Source organism: Aeribacillus sp. JST-2, assembly GCF_056032925.1.
In genome coordinates this window covers 44,714-59,090 of the sequence record NZ_JBVVUU010000017.1, presented here as the reverse complement: position 1 = coordinate 59,090, position 14,377 = coordinate 44,714, and the positions used below count along the sequence as shown (strand labels likewise).

Below are 14,377 nucleotides of genomic sequence, written 5' to 3'. Positions count from 1 at the left end.
GTCAAATGATAATTTTGTACTTCCCAAAACCATTTACATCAAGCATTTAAACAAGATTTTGGACTGCGAAAGCTGAGTTATATATTTTAATGTATTTCAAATAGAGCCAACGTCAATGGAAAGGTGGGATGATGATGCCTGATGATTGGCAAGTAATGTTTATACGAATTGTTTTGGCTGCAGTTTTGAGCGGTTTTATCGGGCTTGAACGTGAATTCAAACGCCATCCTGCAGGATTTAGAACTCATTTATTGGTTGGTGTGGGATCTTGTATGATGATGCTATTGTCGCTTTATGGATTTGAAAATTATATAATTCAATATGAAAACATCCGCTTTGACCCTGCAAGAATTCCTTCATATGTAATAAGTGGCATTGGATTTTTAGGAGCAGGAACCATATTAGTGAAAGAGGCAACGGTAAAAGGATTAACAACGGCAGCTTCCATATGGGTGGTAGCGGGTTTAGGTCTTGTCATAGGAGCGGGCATGTATGCATTAGCCGTTTTTTCAGCTTTCATCGTCTTGTTAAGTTTGATGTTCTTGAATAAAGTTGAAGCTATTTTTGCTGAAAAAACAAGCAAAAAATGGATTCGGGCTGTTCTATCCGAAGAAGAATTTATTCGTCTTGTTCATCAATTAGAGAAACTGGATGTTTCTCTTCATAAAATTCTTCAGACCCAAAATGAGGAGCAAAATGGAAAAAATTCATACTTATTGGAAATTGAATTCCCAAGAAATAAAGAAGAGATGTTGATAAATGAATTAATGAATATAACAGGTGTGAAAAAATTTTTTTAAAAACGTGCTGAATTGGGAATATTGATTGTGAAAAGCTTTTTTGTTGAAAAATTCTCCAAAAATGATTATATTATAATTAAGGTCAAATATAGTCAAAGTCAATTTCCTGGATTTAGAAAACAGCAGTGAACACGAAGCCTCCTATCCCCAGGATTTGCAAAGAATAAATTATTGTGCAATTTCCGATCAAAATACGAAGGAGGTGTTCCATGGATTGAGAAACATTTCGGATATTATTGAGCAATATTTGAAACAAGTGCTCGATTCGAGCGGAAAAGAAATTGTTGAAATTAAAAGAAGCGAGATTGCCGACAAATTCCAGTGTGTGCCTTCGCAAATTAATTATGTCATTAATACTCGTTTTACAATTGAACGCGGTTATATTGTCGAAAGCAAAAGGGGTGGAGGCGGTTATATTCGAATTATGAAAGTACAAATTAATGACCGCATTCAACTCATTAATCAAATTATAAATGCCATTGGAAAAAGGCTTTCGCAGTCGGCGGCAGAAGATATTATTTTGAGATTGGCTGAGGAAGAGGTCATTTCCGAAAGGGAAGCGAAAATAATGTTGAGTGTGATTGATCGATCTGTTTTATATATTGAATTGCCTGACCGAGATGAGCTTCGGGCAAGAATGATGAAAGCTATGCTGACCTCATTAAAATACAAGTAAGGATGTGAAGGCAGTGATTTGTCAAGAATGTCATGAAAGACCTGCGACATTTCATTTCACGAAAATCATTAATGGGGAAAAAACGGAAGTCCACATTTGCGACAAATGCGCACAGGAGAAGAGCGATGCGTTTATGTTTAATATGCATTCTGGATTTTCGTTTAATCATTTGTTATCTGGACTATTGAATATGGAAAGCGCTCTGAGTCCAAAAGGTCAAAACGTTTTTCAAAACAATCAGGTGCTTCAATGCGATCGCTGCAAAATGACGTTCCGCGAATTTATGAATACGGGCAAATTCGGGTGTTCGCATTGTTACAAAACTTTTTACCATCAAATCACGCCGATCTTAAGACGTGTCCATGGCGGCAATACGACACATGGAGGAAAAGTTCCGAAAAGAGTTGGCGGGAGCATCCATTTGCGAAAACGCCTTAAAATGCTGAGGGAAAAGCTGCAAGAATTAGTTGCCAAAGAAGAATTTGAAAGAGCCGCACAGGTTCGAGATGAATTACGATCAATAGAAGCAAAGTTAAATGGACAAGATGAAAGGGGAGTATAAAATGTCCTTTCAAAAATTTATAAACTCTGCCATGAGCGCTTGGATGAGTGAGAAAGGCCCGGATTCGGACATTGTGTTAAGCAGCAGGATCCGGCTGGCAAGAAACGTTGATAGCCTGCGTTTCCCCTCTATTATGTCCAATGAGGAAGCAATGACTGTTTTAGATACGTTTGAACAATCATTTTCAAACCGGTCTTTCGGGAGTGTAGGTACATTCGAACTATTAAAAATGAATGAACTTCAACCGATTCAAAAGCGTGTCCTTGTTGAAAAACATTTAATCAGTCCATACCTAATGGAAGAATCGACATTGGGTGGATGTCTTTTATCAGAAAACGAAGAAGTAAGCATCATGCTTAATGAAGAAGATCATATCAGAATCCAATGCTTGTTTCCGGGCTTGCAATTAAAAGAAGCATTGGATTTGGCGATGGAACTTGATGACTGGATTGAAGAAAAAGTAGATTATGCGTTTGATGAACATAGAGGGTATTTGACAAGCTGCCCGACAAATGTTGGAACCGGATTACGCGCCTCTGTCATGATGCATCTGCCAGCTCTTGTTCTCAATCAGCAAATGAACCAAATTATCTCGGCCATTCATCAATTAGGATTGGCGGTGAGAGGAATATATGGTGAAGGCAGTGAAGCGTTAGGCAATATCTTCCAAATTTCCAATCAAATGACACTAGGAAAATCAGAAGAAGATATTGTAGACGATTTAATTAGCGTAGTCAAACAATTGATAGCTCAAGAAAGGTCTGCGAGAGAAGCGCTTTATAAAACAAGTCCGCATCAGTTGGAAGACCGTGTTTATCGTTCTTACGGAACCCTTAAGTACAGCAGAATCATTCAATCAAAAGAAGCCATTCAATGTTTGTCAGATGTCCGTTTAGGCATTGATTTAGGAATTATTAAAAATGTTTCTCGCAGCATTTTGAATGAGTTGTTGGTTTTTATTCAGCCCGGTTTTTTGCAACAATATTCGGGTGGAGCGCTTCGGCCGAATGAACGGGATGTTCGTCGGGCATCCTTAATTCGAGAACGACTCCAAATAGAAAAAAGGGAGGATGATTACAAATGATGTTTGGCAGATTTACAGAGCGGGCGCAAAAAGTGCTTGCCTTAGCGCAAGAAGAAGCTGTGAGGCTTGGACATAATAATATCGGCACAGAACATATTCTACTCGGTTTAGTGCGTGAAGGAGAAGGAATTGCTGCGAAAGCTCTTCGCGCATTGGGATTAAGTCCGGAAAAAATCCAAAATGAAGTGGAAAGCTTGATCGGACGCGGACAAGAAATTTCACAAACCATTCATTATACCCCTAGAGCCAAAAAAGTGATTGAACTGTCAATGGATGAAGCAAGAAAATTAGGCCATTCATATGTTGGAACAGAACACATTTTATTGGGATTGATTCGAGAGGGAGAAGGAGTTGCCGCACGTGTTTTAAACAACCTTGGAGTCAGTTTAAACAAAGCCCGTCAGCAAGTGCTGCAGCTGTTGGGCAGCAATGAAGTCTCCTCGAGTCATCAAGGAAGTTCGATGGCCAATGCAAATACCCCGACTCTTGACAGCCTTGCAAGAGATTTAACGGCTGTTGCTCGGGAAGGCGGGCTTGACCCGGTTATCGGACGAGGCAAGGAAATTCAGCGTGTTATTGAAGTATTGAGCCGCAGAACTAAAAATAACCCGGTGTTAATCGGTGAACCGGGAGTGGGAAAAACCGCCATCGCTGAAGGGCTTGCACAGCAAATTGTCAACAATGAAGTGCCGGAAATTTTGCGGGACAAGCGAGTAATGACGCTCGATATGGGAACGGTTGTGGCAGGAACAAAATATCGCGGCGAGTTTGAAGATCGGTTGAAAAAAGTAATGGATGAAATTCGCCAGGCAGGAAACATCATTTTATTTATTGATGAACTGCATACATTAATCGGTGCCGGCGGTGCGGAAGGAGCAATCGATGCTTCCAACATATTAAAACCAGCCTTAGCGAGGGGAGAATTGCAATGCATCGGTGCAACCACATTAGATGAGTATCGAAAATACATTGAAAAAGATGCAGCGCTTGAACGGCGTTTTCAGCCGATTCAAGTTGATGAGCCGACAATTGAAGAAAGCATTCAAATTTTAAAAGGATTAAGAGACCGATATGAAGCACACCATCGTGTCTCCATTTTAGATGAGGCGATTGAAGCAGCAGTGAAATTATCCGACCGTTACATTTCTGACCGTTACTTGCCTGACAAAGCCATCGACTTAATTGATGAAGCCGGATCAAAAGTCCGTTTGCGCTCATTTGCAACTCCTCCCAATTTAAAAGAATTAGAACAAAAACTGGAGGAAATTCGCAAAGAAAAAGAAGCTGCTGTTCAAAGCCAGGAATTCGAAAAAGCTGCTTCTTTAAGAGACACCGAACAGCGGCTTCGCGAGGAATTAGAAGAAACCAAAAAATCTTGGAAAGAAAAACAAGGGCAAGAAAATTCAGAAGTGACGGTTGAAGATATTGCAATGGTTGTTTCAAGCTGGACCGGTATTCCTGTTGTGAAACTTGCCCAAACCGAAACGGAGCGTCTCCTTAATCTCGAAAAAATATTGCACTCCCGTGTCATAGGGCAAGAAGAAGCGGTTTCGGCTGTTTCAAAAGCTGTGCGCCGTGCACGCGCCGGGTTAAAAGATCCGAAGCGTCCGATCGGTTCATTCATTTTCTTGGGTCCAACAGGAGTGGGTAAAACTGAGTTGGCAAGAGCACTGGCGGAAGCAATGTTTGGCGATGAGGATGCCATGATCCGGATCGACATGTCCGAATATATGGAAAAGCACTCTACTTCAAGACTGGTTGGTTCTCCTCCTGGCTATGTCGGCTATGAAGAAGGTGGGCAACTAACGGAAAAAGTGCGCCGTAAACCTTATTCGGTTGTTTTGCTTGATGAAATTGAGAAAGCACATCCGGATGTATTTAACATATTGCTTCAAGTTTTGGAAGACGGAAGGCTTACTGACTCAAAAGGCCGCACAGTAGACTTTAGGAATACAATTCTCATCATGACTTCCAACGTTGGAGCAAGTGAATTAAAACGGAATAAATATGTTGGTTTCAATGTTCAGGATGAAAATGCAAATTACAAAGATATGAAAGATAAAGTGATGGATGAACTGAAAAAAGCGTTTCGCCCAGAATTTTTAAACCGTATTGATGAAATCATCGTTTTCCACTCTCTTGAGAAAAAACATTTAAAAGAAATTGTATCGCTAATGGCTGATCAATTAACAAAGCGGTTAAAAGAGCAGGATATCGAACTGGAATTAACCGATCGTGCAAAAGAAAAGCTGGCTGAAGAAGGCCATGACTTAGAATATGGCGCTCGACCGCTGCGCAGAGCGATCCAAAAAAATGTCGAAGACCGATTGTCAGAGGAATTATTAAAAGGAACGATCGAAAAAGGGCAAAAGGTTGTCCTAGATGTTGTAGACGGAGAATTCGTTGTAAAATCTGCAGAAAAAGTTCAATAAACTTGGGCATACTTTTACCGTATGCCCTCTTTTCAATAAACAGCACAAGTGATTTTTAAAAAGTGGGGAATACACGCATGTCGAAAATAAAGTCAAAGTTCGTTTGCCAATCTTGCGGCTATGAATCTGCAAAATGGATGGGGAAATGTCCTGGATGCGGGGCTTGGAATACAATGACCGAGGAAATCTTCAAACAACAAGGGAAACACCGCATTGCATTTAATCACACAGAATCATCCACCTTCAGCAAACCTTCCTTAATCAATGATATTCAAGCAGTAAAGGAACCTAGAATTCATACAGGACTTCATGAGTTTAACAGGGTGTTGGGAGGAGGAATTGTAAAAGGGTCGCTTGTTTTAATAGGGGGTGATCCCGGTATCGGCAAATCTACGCTGTTATTGCAAGTTTCTTCACAGTTGGCCAAAGGGGGAAATGAGGTTTTATATATTTCAGGAGAAGAATCGATCAAGCAAACAAAGCTCCGTGCCGATCGGCTTGGAGTAAAAGGGGAAAGATTATTTGTATTTTCGGAAACTGACTTGGAAGTGATTATTCGGGTCATTGATGAAACAAAGCCAGCATTAGTCATCATCGACTCGATTCAAACAATATATCATCATGAAATTTCTTCTGCCCCTGGAAGTGTATCCCAAGTCCGGGAATGTACGTCTGAACTAATGAGGCTTGCTAAAACAAAAGGAATTCCGATTTTTATCGTAGGACACGTGACGAAAGACGGTTCCATTGCAGGCCCCCGCATTTTAGAACACATGGTTGATACCGTATTATATTTTGAAGGGGAACGTCATCATACATATCGAATATTACGCGCCGTTAAAAATCGTTTTGGATCCACAAATGAAATCGGGATTTTTGAGATGAAAGAAACGGGTCTCGAAGAAGTAGTCAACCCCTCGGAAATCTTTTTGGAGGAAAGAGCAAAAGGGGCATCTGGTTCAACAGTTGTGGCCTCGATGGAAGGAACAAGACCTGTTCTTGTTGAAATACAAGCTTTAATAGCTCCTACAAGCTTTGGAAATCCGAGAAGAATGGCGAACGGAATTGACCATAACCGCGTGTCGTTGTTGATGGCCGTGCTGGAAAAGCGTGTCGGACTTTTGCTGCAAAATCAGGATGCTTATTTAAAAGTGGCTGGCGGAGTGAAATTGGACGAACCGGCGATAGATTTAGCCGTCTCTATCAGCATTGCCTCGAGTTTTAAAGACATCCCGACAAACGTGCATGATGTGTTTATCGGTGAAGTGGGATTAACCGGAGAAATAAGAAGGGTGTCGAGAATTGAGCAGCGTGTGTTAGAGGCTAAGAAGCTGGGGTTTCGGAGGATTTTCCTACCTAAAGCAAACTTAGGAGGATGGAAAATACCTGATGATATTGACATTGTCGGTGTGTCAAATATTTCGGAAGCACTCGAATTTGCATTAGGGGGATAAATGATGAAACAAAAAATGCTAAAAGATATTTTACAGTTTGTGGCCCCGGGCACACCAATCCGTGAAGGCATCGATAATGTTTTGCGTGCAAAAACCGGGGGATTAATTGTTGTCGGCTATAATGAAAAAGTAAAGCAGATTGTAGATGGGGGTTTTTATATCAATTCCCAGTTCACCCCCTCCCATTTATATGAACTGGCAAAAATGGACGGAGCCATTATTTTAAGCGATTCGGGCCAAAAAATTTTATACGCCAATGCCCAGTTGATTCCAGATACAAGTATAGAAACTTCGGAAACCGGCATGAGGCATAGAACCGCTGAACGGGTGGCAAAACAAACCGGGAATCTGGTAGTGGCAATTTCGGAAAGAAGAAATGTCATAACGCTCTATTTCGGCGACTGCCGCTATGCACTGCGTGATATAGGAGTCATTTTGACAAAAGCAAATCAAGCTTTGCAGACATTGGAAAAATACAAATCTGCTACTGATGAATCGATTGCGAATTTAGGATTGTTGGAACTGGAGGATTCCGTAACCCTTGATGACGTTATCCAAGTGTTGCATCGGATTGAAATGGTGTTAAGAATTAAAAGTGAAATCATTAATTATGTGGATGAACTCGGTTCGGAAGGCCAGCTGATTCGTTTGCAAATGAACGAGCTTATGTCAGATATTGAAAAAGAAGCGCTTCTCTTAATTAAAGATTACAGCAATGAAAAATCAATAGACCCAAAAGCTGTTTTAGAACAATTATTGGAGCTATCGAATTCGGAGTTGCTGGATGACACGATTTTATTAAAGTTGTTAGGTTATCCGCATTTTTCTAATTTAAATGAATCTGTAGTGCCAAAAGGATACCGCATTCTTAATAAAATTCCAAGGCTGCCGTCCGTCATTATTGAAAATTTGGTAACAACCTTTCAAAATTTGAAACACATCTCAGTTGCTACCGTAGATGAATTAGATGAGGTGGAAGGAATAGGAGAAGTGCGGGCAAGGAAAATTAGAGAAGGATTGAGGAGGCTTCAAGAACAATTTAGCATATCTCGCGAGTTATAATATGGCAAATTCCTTTACAGCAATTTATCAATATTTTTACAATAGTTGTCTTTTGATGTTTGAATCGTCTTAAACTGTTTATAATGTAATAAAGGAGGTGGCGGCATGATTAAACGAATCGTTCAAATCTTTTTATTGTTTGTCGGCGGAACATTAGGCATTTTGTTTATTCCGGAATTATTATTTCTTTTGAATATGGAGGATGTTCCTTTCATAATGGCACCCTATACATTAGCTGTTTTAGGTGCAGTTTTGTTTTATATGATCTCCTTTTGGTTAGTTGACTATATTGTGAATTGGATTAAATACATGGAAGAAAAATTAGTGAAAACGCCAGTGACAGATATTTTGTTTGGCAGTTTAGGATTGATTTTCGGTCTGATCATCGCCTATTTGATCGGGATCTCTTTGGCAGAACTGCCTTATCCAATCATCAACAATATTGTGCCAATTTTTTTAACGATTATATTAGGATATTTAGGATTTCAAATTGGTTATAAAAAGCGTGACGAATTATTAAGCTTATTTTCTATTTCGTCCAAAGCGAATAGAAAAAAAGGAGTTCAAGAGGAAGAAGAAAATATTGAAAAGAAAAGCTTAAAAATATTGGACACAAGTGTTATTATAGATGGCAGGATTGCCGACATATGCCAAACAGGCTTTTTGGAAGGAACAATCGTTATTCCGCAATTTGTTTTAGAAGAGTTGCAGCATATCGCCGATTCATCTGATGTATTAAAAAGAAACCGTGGAAGACGGGGACTTGACATTTTAAACAAAATTCAGAAGGAATTGGATATCCCTGTGGAAATATGGGAAGGGGATTTCGACGACATTCAAGAAGTGGACAGCAAATTGATCAAATTGGCAAAAATCCTTCAAGCCGTTGTTGTTACAAATGATTTCAACCTAAACAAAGTTTGCGAACTGCAAAAAGTATCCGTATTGAACATTAATGATTTGGCAAATGCGGTTAAACCGATTGTGTTGCCTGGGGAAGAATTGAATGTCCAAGTGATCAAAGACGGAAAAGAGCACAATCAAGGTGTTGCCTATCTTGATGATGGGACAATGATTGTTGTCGAGGATGGAAGGGATTATATCGGAAAAAACATTGACATCCTTGTTACAAGCGTTCTCCAAACTTCAGCTGGACGCATGATTTTTGCGAAGCCGAAGCTGTTAGAAAAAGCATTATAAATTAAGGAGAAAGAAGATGAATTATCGGGTTGTCATACCAGCCGCGGGTCAAGGAAAGCGAATGAAATCAAGAAAGAATAAACAATTTATTGAACTTAATTCTTTGCCGGTCATTATCAGGACGTTAAGCGTGTTTGAAAAAGACGCTGATTGCGTCGAGATTATTCTGGTTATTAACGAAAAAGAACGGGAGCAGTTTAGAGAGTTGCTTGAAAAATATAACATCCAAAAAGTAAAAAAGCTGGTTTCAGGCGGTTTAGAACGCCAACACAGCGTGTATAACGGCTTAAAAGAGATTAAAGATGACGGGATTGTTTTAATTCATGACGGAGCAAGACCATTCGTCCGTCATAACACAATCCGCAAGTTGGTGGAAAAAGCTTATATAGAAGGAGCCGCCACTGTAGCTGTTCCTGTAAAAGATACAATAAAACGGGTTCGCGACATGGAAGTGATTGATACCGTTGAACGTTCTAGCTTGTGGGCAGTCCAAACACCACAAGCTTTTCGTCTTTCCGTTATTTTAAAGGCGCATGAAGCGGCTGTTAAAGATCAGTTTTTAGGAACGGATGATGCAAGTTTAGTAGAAAGGATCGGGGGAAAAGTTTGCATTGTTCAAGGGGAGTATTCGAACATTAAATTAACAACACCGGACGACTTAATTTTTGCTCAAGCGATTTTAGAGAATAAAGGAGGGGTGATCGAATGATTCGCGTTGGACAAGGATTTGACGTTCATCAGCTGGTTGATGGGAAGCGCCTCATTCTTGGCGGTGTTGAAATTCCATATGAAAAAGGGCTGCTTGGACATTCTGATGCGGACGTTCTCCTTCATGCGCTTACAGACGCCTGTTTAGGTGCTATTGGGGAAGGAGATATTGGCAGGCATTTTCCAGATACTGATCCCGCTTATAAAAATGCAGATTCGGCTAAATTGCTTGCGGATGTATGGAAACTTGTAAAAAAGAAAGGCTATAAATTAGGGAATGCCGATTGCACCATCATTGCCGAGAGGCCAAAGATGGCTCCTTATATTGAAGAGATTAAAGCTAGGATCGCGGAACTGTTGGAAGCGGAACTTGATCAAGTAAATGTGAAGGCGACGACAACAGAAAAACTTGGATTTACGGGGAGAGGCGAAGGAATTGCAGCCCAAGCCGTTGTTTTGTTGCAAAATATAGAGCAATCACTTTGATCAACTTTTGTTTGATGGTAAAATAATCTTGGCTTTATATATTCGGTGATCATTATTGGAGGGACTGGTTTTATGGATGACAACGGAATACGTGTCCGTTATGCGCCGAGTCCAACGGGGCATTTGCATATCGGAAATGCACGTACAGCTTTATTTAATTATTTATTCGCCAGAAACCAAAAAGGAAAATTTATTATCCGGATTGAAGATACGGATCAAAAAAGGAACATAGAAGGCGGGGAAGAAAGCCAGCTGTTTTATTTAAAATGGCTTGGAATTGATTGGGATGAGAGCGTTGATGTAGGGGGGGAATATGGTCCTTATCGCCAGTCGGAGCGGAATGATATTTATAAAAAGTATTACGAAGAGTTGTTAGAAAAGGGACTGGCTTATAAATGTTATTGCACGGAGGAAGAGCTTGAAAAAGAGCGGCAAGAACAGATCGCACGCGGTGTCATGCCGAGATATTCCGGAAAATGCGCCAACCTGACAGAAGAAGAGAAGGAAGCTTTTGAACGGGAAGGACGCAAACCAAGTATTCGCTTCCGCGTTCCGAAAGGAAAAGTTTACCAATGGAATGATATGGTAAAAGGAGATATTTCCTTTGAATCGGATGACATTGGTGATTTTGTCATCGTCAAAAAAGATGGCACGCCAACGTATAACTTTGCGGTTGCCATTGATGACCATTTAATGAAAATCAGTCATGTTTTGCGTGGCGAAGATCATATTTCCAACACGCCGAAGCAAATGATGATCTATGAAGCTTTTGGTTGGGAGCCGCCGACCTTTGCTCATATGACATTAATTGTCAATGAAAATAGAAAAAAATTGAGCAAGCGTGATGAAAGCATCATTCAATTTATTGAACAATATGCAGATTTAGGATATTTGCCTGAAGCGCTCTTTAATTTTATCGGGTTGCTGGGATGGTCTCCCGTTGGCGAGGAAGAAATTTTCAGCAAAGAAGAATTCATTGAAATTTTTGACCCGAACCGATTGTCAAAATCACCTGCCGTCTTTGACACGCAAAAGCTAAAGTGGATGAACAACCAATACATGAAAAAGCTTGATTTGGAAAAAGTGGTGGAGCTTTCCCTTCCGCATCTTATCAAAGCTGGGCGGCTGAACGAAAATATGACGGATGAAGAAAAAAACTGGGCGCGCCGGCTTATTTCCCTCTACCAAGAACAAATGAGCTACGGTGCGGAAATTGTTGAATTAAGCGAAATGTTCTTTAAAGAAGAAATCGATATAGATGAAGACGGAAAACAAGTATTGCAGGAGGAACAAGTGCCTGCTGTATTGAGCGCGTTTTTGGAAGAAGTGAAGGGGCTCGAGGCTTTTACTTCTGACCATATCAAAAAAGCCATCAAATCGGTGCAAAAAGCAACAGGTCAGAAAGGGAAAAAATTGTTTATGCCGATTCGTGTTGCAACAACTGGACAAACTCATGGCCCTGAACTTCCTGTTGCGATAGAACTGTTAGGAAAAGAGAAAGTTGTGAAAAGATTGGAAGATGTTTTAAGTTAACTTATTTTCAAAATGATAATATGATATAAAAAAATATTACCCAAAAGCGTTGAGAAGGAGAGTAGGAAAGTTGACGGTTTTCCAGAGAGAACCTCCATTGGCTGAAAGAGGTTTAAACACGAACTTTCCGAAATGCACCTTCGAGCCTTTTGTCGAAAGCGTCTTGGTTGAGTAGACAAAAGCGGATTCTCCGTTATAAGAGCGAAAGTTGAGGAAAGAATCGTCTCTTTCCTAAACAGAGTGGAACCGCGCAAAATGCGTCTCTGTGCACAGCAGAGGCGCATTTTTTTTCAGTAGGGCATTTATGTGTATGATACTTACGGGAGGGAGAAAACATGTGGAAAATGTTGAAAGAAGATGTAGAAGTCGTTTTTGACCAAGACCCTGCTGCGAGATCTTATTTAGAAGTTATCTTAACTTATTCAGGCCTTCATGCAATATGGGCTCATCGTATAGCACATGCTTTCTATAAACGAAAAATGTATTTTATAGCAAGAGTCATTTCTCAAGTCAGCCGCTTTTTTACAGGTATTGAAATCCATCCCGGAGCCAAAATCGGCCGCCGCTTTTTCATCGATCACGGCATGGGGGTTGTGATTGGCGAAACATGTGAAATTGGGGACAATGTGACTGTATACCAAGGAGTTACATTAGGTGGAACAGGAAAAGAAAAAGGAAAGAGGCATCCAACCATTAAAAATAATGTTCTTATCGCAACGGGTGCGAAAGTATTAGGCTCAATTACCATTGGGGAAAATTCAAAAATCGGTGCCGGTTCTGTCGTTTTGCACGATGTTCCTGATAATTCGACTGTTGTTGGGATTCCGGGAAGAGTCGTTGTTCAAAATGGGAAAAAGGTTCGAAAAGATTTAAACCATAGAGATTTACCGGATCCTGTTGCCGATAAGCTGAGAGAACTCGAACGGGAAATTGCAAAATTGAAACAGGAATTGGAACATTTGAAGACAAAGGAGGGTGTCCGATGAGCATCAAAATTTATAATACGTTAACCCGAAAGAAGGAAGAATTTGTTCCATTAGAGGATAAGAAAGTCAAAATGTATGTATGCGGGCCGACCGTATACAATTATATTCATATCGGCAATGCCAGACCAGCCATTGTGTATGATACAGTCCGCCGATATTTGGAATATCGTGGATACGATGTTCAGTACGTTTCAAACTTTACCGATGTGGATGATAAATTGATTAAAGCAGCCAATGCATTAGGTGAAACGGTTCCGGAAATTGCGGAGCGTTTTATTCAAGCCTATTTCCATGATATTGATGCACTCGGATGCAGACGAGCAGACGTGCATCCACGGGTGACTGAAAATATTGATACGATTATTGAATTTATTCAAACTTTGATCGACAAAGGCTATGCATATGAATCTGATGGAGATGTGTATTATAAAACAAGATCATTCCCGGAATACGGAAAGCTTTCTCACCAATCCATTGATGAACTTCGAGCGGGAGCAAGAATTCAAGTCGGCGAGAAAAAACAGGATCCGCTTGATTTCGCTCTCTGGAAAGCGGCAAAAGAAGGGGAAATTTTCTGGGACAGTCCATGGGGAAAAGGACGGCCGGGATGGCATATTGAATGTTCTGCGATGGCAAAAAAATATTTGGGCGATACAATTGATATTCATGCAGGCGGCCAAGATTTAACCTTTCCGCACCATGAAAATGAGATTGCCCAGTCGGAAGCGTTGACGGGCAAACCGTTTGCAAGATATTGGATGCATAACGGCTATATCAATATTAACAATGAAAAAATGTCGAAATCGCTCGGAAATTTTATTTTGGTGCACGATGCCTTAAAGCGATATGATGGGCAAGTATTTAGATTTTTTATGCTGTCTGTCCATTATCGCCATCCTATTAATTATTCAGATGAACTGCTTGAAAGTACGAAAAACGGTTTTGAACGGCTCCGCACCTCCTATCAAAACTTAAAGCATCGGCTTGGAGCCAGTGCGAATTTGACGGACAATGACGATCAACTGCTGAATGAAATCAACCAGTTTCGTCAAAAATTTATTGAAGCAATGGATGATGATTTCAACACTGCGAACGGCATTGCAGTTTTATTTGATCTAGTGAAACGAGTCAACTACTATTTGGAAGAAAAGAACACTTCTGAGAAGGTGATTAATGCTTTTTTAAAACTATTTGACGAATTTGGAAATGTTTTGGGAATTACATTGGAAGAACAACCATTATTGGATGAAGAAATTGAACAGTTGATCGAAAAGCGGAATCAAGCCAGAAAAGAGAGGAATTTTGCGCTTGCTGATAAAATACGTGACCGGTTAAAGGAAATGAATATTGTATTGGAGGATACACCTCAAGGAACACGGTGGAAAAGAGGGTAA

At 40.3% G+C, this 14,377-nt stretch carries 13 protein-coding genes and 1 other annotated feature; all 13 genes read left to right on the top strand.

Annotated features, from left to right (window positions below):
- Positions 1-134: 134 nt before the first annotated feature.
- The 13 genes from AC0KTX_RS10430 (at position 135) to cysS (ending at position 14,377) form a co-directional block, all read left to right on the top strand.
- Complete coding sequence (locus AC0KTX_RS10430; protein WP_474252135.1) at positions 135-800, top strand: MgtC/SapB family protein; 666 nt, start codon at positions 135-137, stop codon at positions 798-800.
- A gap of 214 nt (positions 801-1,014) precedes the next feature.
- Positions 1,015-1,476 (top strand): CtsR family transcriptional regulator, encoded by a 462-nt coding sequence (locus tag AC0KTX_RS10425; RefSeq protein WP_474252134.1) that lies wholly within the window; start codon positions 1,015-1,017, stop codon positions 1,474-1,476.
- Positions 1,477-1,489: 13 nt separating this feature from the next.
- Positions 1,490-2,038, top strand: coding sequence for a UvrB/UvrC motif-containing protein (locus AC0KTX_RS10420; protein ID WP_474252133.1), 549 nt, complete (start codon positions 1,490-1,492; stop codon positions 2,036-2,038).
- Position 2,039: 1 nt separating this feature from the next.
- A complete protein-coding gene (locus AC0KTX_RS10415) occupies positions 2,040-3,122 on the top strand; it encodes a protein arginine kinase (RefSeq protein ID WP_474252132.1) in 1,083 nt (360 codons plus the stop codon).
- On the top strand, positions 3,119-5,554 hold the full coding sequence (clpC, locus tag AC0KTX_RS10410) for an ATP-dependent protease ATP-binding subunit ClpC (RefSeq protein ID WP_474252131.1): 2,436 nt from the start codon (positions 3,119-3,121) through the stop codon (positions 5,552-5,554). The genes AC0KTX_RS10415 and clpC overlap by 4 nt, the downstream gene beginning before the upstream one ends.
- 77 nt (positions 5,555-5,631) lie before the next feature.
- Entirely contained in the window at positions 5,632-7,008 is a 1,377-nt protein-coding gene (gene radA / locus AC0KTX_RS10405) for a DNA repair protein RadA (RefSeq protein WP_474252130.1), read from the top strand.
- Between the two features lie 3 nt (positions 7,009-7,011).
- Positions 7,012-8,070 carry a DNA integrity scanning diadenylate cyclase DisA gene (gene disA, locus AC0KTX_RS10400; protein WP_474252129.1) on the top strand — a complete coding sequence of 353 codons (1,059 nt, stop codon included), beginning with the start codon at positions 7,012-7,014 and terminating at the stop codon, positions 8,068-8,070.
- A 105-nt stretch (positions 8,071-8,175) separates the two neighbouring features.
- Positions 8,176-9,270, top strand: coding sequence for a PIN/TRAM domain-containing protein (locus AC0KTX_RS10395; RefSeq protein ID WP_474252128.1), 1,095 nt, complete (start codon positions 8,176-8,178; stop codon positions 9,268-9,270).
- Positions 9,271-9,286: 16 nt separating this feature from the next.
- Complete coding sequence (ispD, locus tag AC0KTX_RS10390; RefSeq protein WP_474252127.1) at positions 9,287-9,979, top strand: 2-C-methyl-D-erythritol 4-phosphate cytidylyltransferase; 693 nt, start codon at positions 9,287-9,289, stop codon at positions 9,977-9,979.
- Positions 9,976-10,464 carry a 2-C-methyl-D-erythritol 2,4-cyclodiphosphate synthase gene (gene ispF, locus AC0KTX_RS10385; protein WP_474252126.1) on the top strand — a complete coding sequence of 163 codons (489 nt, stop codon included), beginning with the start codon at positions 9,976-9,978 and terminating at the stop codon, positions 10,462-10,464. Before ispD ends, ispF begins: the two co-directional genes overlap by 4 nt.
- A gap of 72 nt (positions 10,465-10,536) precedes the next feature.
- On the top strand, positions 10,537-11,997 hold the full coding sequence (gene gltX / locus AC0KTX_RS10380) for a glutamate--tRNA ligase (protein WP_474252125.1): 1,461 nt from the start codon (positions 10,537-10,539) through the stop codon (positions 11,995-11,997).
- 40 nt (positions 11,998-12,037) lie between these two features.
- Positions 12,038-12,265 (top strand) — a binding site (T-box leader).
- A gap of 67 nt (positions 12,266-12,332) precedes the next feature.
- Positions 12,333-12,983, top strand: a complete 651-nt coding sequence (cysE, locus tag AC0KTX_RS10375; protein ID WP_474252124.1) for a serine O-acetyltransferase — start codon at positions 12,333-12,335, stop codon at positions 12,981-12,983.
- On the top strand, positions 12,980-14,377 hold the full coding sequence (cysS, locus tag AC0KTX_RS10370) for a cysteine--tRNA ligase (protein ID WP_474252123.1): 1,398 nt from the start codon (positions 12,980-12,982) through the stop codon (positions 14,375-14,377). Before cysE ends, cysS begins: the two co-directional genes overlap by 4 nt.

Excerpts from the sequence above, each read along its gene's own strand:
- disA (WP_474252129.1), top strand. The coding sequence starts at position 7,012 with ATGAAACAAAAAATGCTAAAAGATATTTTACAGTTTGTGGCCCCGGGC.
- cysE (WP_474252124.1), top strand. The coding sequence starts at position 12,333 with ATGTGGAAAATGTTGAAAGAAGATGTAGAAGTCGTTTTTGACCAAGAC.
- AC0KTX_RS10430 (WP_474252135.1), top strand. The coding sequence starts at position 135 with ATGCCTGATGATTGGCAAGTAATGTTTATACGAATTGTTTTGGCTGCA.
- ispD (WP_474252127.1), top strand. The coding sequence starts at position 9,287 with ATGAATTATCGGGTTGTCATACCAGCCGCGGGTCAAGGAAAGCGAATG.
- gltX (WP_474252125.1), top strand. The coding sequence starts at position 10,537 with ATGGATGACAACGGAATACGTGTCCGTTATGCGCCGAGTCCAACGGGG.
- radA (WP_474252130.1), top strand. The coding sequence starts at position 5,632 with ATGTCGAAAATAAAGTCAAAGTTCGTTTGCCAATCTTGCGGCTATGAA.
- AC0KTX_RS10415 (WP_474252132.1), top strand. The coding sequence starts at position 2,040 with ATGTCCTTTCAAAAATTTATAAACTCTGCCATGAGCGCTTGGATGAGT.
- AC0KTX_RS10395 (WP_474252128.1), top strand. The coding sequence starts at position 8,176 with ATGATTAAACGAATCGTTCAAATCTTTTTATTGTTTGTCGGCGGAACA.
- clpC (WP_474252131.1), top strand. The coding sequence starts at position 3,119 with ATGATGTTTGGCAGATTTACAGAGCGGGCGCAAAAAGTGCTTGCCTTA.
- cysS (WP_474252123.1), top strand. The coding sequence starts at position 12,980 with ATGAGCATCAAAATTTATAATACGTTAACCCGAAAGAAGGAAGAATTT.
- ispF (WP_474252126.1), top strand. The coding sequence starts at position 9,976 with ATGATTCGCGTTGGACAAGGATTTGACGTTCATCAGCTGGTTGATGGG.